The organism is Actinoplanes sp. NPDC051633, assembly GCF_040681735.1.
Taxonomy (GTDB): domain Bacteria; phylum Actinomycetota; class Actinomycetes; order Mycobacteriales; family Micromonosporaceae; genus Actinoplanes.
The window spans coordinates 1-3,350 of the sequence record NZ_JBFAZH010000875.1; the positions used below are offsets into that span (position 1 = coordinate 1).

Annotated in this window: 3 protein-coding genes; all 3 read left to right on the top strand. The window is 71.0% G+C overall.

Translation table 11 applies throughout. The features are described 5' to 3' along the window. Window positions 1-1,160: helix-turn-helix transcriptional regulator (locus tag AB0M20_RS33695; protein ID WP_364304381.1), on the top strand; the 1,160-nt coding region annotated here is incomplete at its 5' end. An 86-nt stretch (window positions 1,161-1,246) separates the two neighbouring features. Continuing rightward, window positions 1,247-1,966 (top strand): hypothetical protein, encoded by a 720-nt coding sequence (locus AB0M20_RS33700; protein ID WP_364304382.1) that lies wholly within the window; start codon window positions 1,247-1,249, stop codon window positions 1,964-1,966. A gap of 10 nt (window positions 1,967-1,976) precedes the next feature. Beyond that, complete coding sequence (locus AB0M20_RS33705; RefSeq protein WP_364304383.1) at window positions 1,977-3,257, top strand: primary-amine oxidase; 1,281 nt, start codon at window positions 1,977-1,979, stop codon at window positions 3,255-3,257. The last annotated feature ends 93 nt before the right edge of the window (window positions 3,258-3,350 follow it).

The following is a 3,350-nucleotide window of genomic DNA, read 5'->3' on the forward strand; positions in this document are numbered from 1 at the left end:
GCAACGAGTTCGAGCTGGCCGTCTCCTGCCTGTCGGAGGCCCGGAGCATCGCCGAGTCGCTCGGCGACGACGCCACCCGGGTGCGTACCCGGCTCGTCGACGCGGCGTGCGACCTCGCGCGGGGCGTGCCGATCGCCCGCGAGCGACTCGCCGGGACGATCGAGGAGGCGCTGGCGCACCAACTCGACGAGCTCGCGTCGACCGGTTACTCGAACATCAGCTATCTCGACGTCGAGCAACGCCGGCTGCGCGAGGCGGAGCGCGTACTCGAGGTCTCCCTGGTCTTCACCGCCGAGCGCGACATCCCCATCTGCAACCACTGGCAGACCGCGGTGCGGTCGCGGCTGCGACTCCTCGAGGGACGGTGGAGCGCCGCGGTCGAGGACGCCGAGGACGCGCTGGCCCGCAGCGGGATGCCGCTCGCCCTGCTGTGGCCACATCTGGTCGCCGGGCTGGTGCCGCTGCGCCGCGCGGGCCGGGTCGACGACCATCTCGAACGGGCGTGGGAGCTGGCCACGCGGCTGGACGAACCGCTGCGCAAGCTGCCCGTGCTCGCCGCGCTGGCCGAGCGCATGTGGCTGACCGGGACAGCGGACGACCGGGTCACGGGCGTCGCCGAGATGAGCGACTCCGCCGCGGTCGCGTGGGCGACCGGCGATCTGGCGGTCTGGCTGCGGCGGCTCGGGATCGAGACGGGCGTGTCCCCAGAAATCGTGGCCGAGCCCTATCGGCTGTCGCTGACCGGCCGGCATGCCGAGGCCGCCGCGTGGTGGGAGCGGGCGGGGGCGCCGTTCGACCAGGCCCTGGCCGAGACCGATGCGGAGGACCCACAGCTTCGGGTACGCGGCATCGAACGGCTGGACCTCCTCGGCGCCACCGCGGTCGCCGACCGGCTGCGGCATGAGTTGCGCCGGCAGGGCATCGCGCAGTTGCCGTCGCGGCCGCGCAACAGCACCCGGGCCAACCCCTCCGGCCTGACCAACCGGCAGCTCGACGTGGCCAAGCTGGTGGCCCGCGGCTACACCAACGCGCAGATCGCGGACCGCCTCTTCATCTCGGTGAAGACCGCTGACCACCACGTCTCCGCGGTGCTCACCAAGCTGGGCATGCCCAGCCGCCGCGAGGTGGTCGTGCAGTCCGACACCTTGGGTCTGGCTTAAGGTCCTATTTGGCTTCACGCCTGCCACACACGACTTACGGCATTCTCCGCGATCGATACTCATGATCGACGGGGAGGGGCCGTTCAGTGGCTCATGTCAAACGGTGGAGCTGGGGGCTGGGCATCGCCACGGCCACCGCGCTCACCGCCTTCGGGGTCGCGTCGTGGCAGGCCGATGCCGCGCCGAACCCCACACCGCGGCCCGGCGGCCAGGCAAGCGTGACCGATCCGCGGCCGGGTCCGGAGGCCGCGGCCGGCGTGGGTGACGACGCGCTCACCACCGACGAGGTGAAGAGGGCGCGCACCATCGCGCTGACGCCGGAGCTGGTCGCGTCGGCGAAGGACGTGACCGGCAAGGCTGGGCCGCAGTACCTGTCCGCGGAGATCCGCGAGGACGGCACCCGCACGGCCGAGGTCTACTTCTACGACTACGGCAAGAACAAGCTGATCAAGCAGGTCGTGGACCTGACGGCCGGCAAGGTGTCCAAGTCGTTCGCCGCGCAAGGACTGCAGATGCCCGCCTCCAGGCAGGAGGTGGACGCGGCTCTCGACCTGCTGCTGGCGGACAAGGCCGCCGCGGACCTGAAGGACGCCTACCAGAAGGCCACCGGCAAGGCGTTCGCGGGCAAGGACGGCCTGACCGTCACCGCACACGTCTTCACGGCGAAGGCCGCGGACACCGGCGTCAAGCAGTGCGGCAAGCACCGGTGCCTGCAGCTGATCGTGGAGACGCCGGACGGCCTCTTCATCGACGTCCACCAGATCATCGTCGACCTCTCCGGGCGCGCCGTCGCCCGGCTCAGCTGAGCGGGATCCCATGAGAATTCGTACCCTCGCAGCGCCCGCCGCGGCCCTGCTCCTCGGTCTCACCCTCGCGCCCGCGCCGGCCCAGGCAACACCGGTGCAGGCCACGCCGTTCAAGCCCGCGCCCTGCGCGACGGAGTCGACGGTCCACGAGACGCTGCCGAACGGCACGGTGTGGGACCTGTGCTGGCGGATGGACGAGCGCGCCGGGCTGGTGCTGGAGAAGATCTCCGTCGCGTACGCGAAACACCCGCAACCGGTGCAGGTGCTCAAGTCCATCCGGCTCGGCCAGCTCAACGTGCCCTACGACTCGGGTGACACCGAGTACAACGACCTGACCGACTACGGGTTCGGCGGCTGGGACCTCGAGACGCTCACCGGCGACGACTGCAAGGGCGGCTCGGCGCGGGTCGGGTCGGACGGCGGCGCGGAACCGCAGCGGCGCAAGGTGCTCTGCGTCAGCGCGGAGCCGTCCGGGCTGGCGTACCGGTTGCACGGGTACGACGACGAGCAGGAGAAGGTCTACTCCAAGCAGGGCCACGATCTGGTGCTGCGGTCGATCAGCAAGGTCGGCTGGTACGAGTACGTGACCGAGTTCCGCCTGGCCGACGACGGCACGATCTCGGCACGGCTGGGCGCCACCGGCGACCTCTCCCCCGGCGACTACGTCAACGCCGACCGGGGCTGGCCGATCGGCAAGGGCAACCGGGACTTCGCCGCGATGCACTACCACAGCGCGTTCTGGCGGGTCGACTTCAACATCGACGGCAAGGGCGGGGAGAGGGTCGAGCAGTTCGACACCAAGGTGGACGGTCGCGGCGAGATGGCCCCGAGGCTCACCACCACGCACAAGACGATCGGCACCGAGGGTACCTTCACCAAGGCGAACCGCCGCTGGTGGCGCGTGGTCAGCGGGTCGAGCCGGAACACCGATCAGCACCTGCGCTCGTACGAGCTGGTGACCGGCGCCGACGACCGGTACGAAGCGCATCCGGAGACCACCCCGGACGTCATCTTCACCCAGCACCACAAGTGTGAGATGTTCGCCACCGGCAACGCCGACCCGGAGTGCGCCGACCGCACGAGCATCCTGGACTTCGCCAAGGACAAGGAAGCGCTCAAGGATCCGATCATGTGGGTGCGGGTGGGTTTCCACCACGTGCCGCGCGACGAGGACCAGAGTCCGATGCCGCTGCACTGGCAGGGCTTCGACCTGGCGCCGCGGGACTTCACCGCGCAGAACCCGCTGACCCCGAAGGACCGGGCGGGCGTCAACGGCGAGCCGCAGTGGTGAGACACCGCCTCGGGGGCGGGGGGGGGGGCGGCGCCCCCCCCGCCCCCGGGGGGGGGGGGGGCCCCGCCCGGTGGCCCGGCCGAACGGGAGATC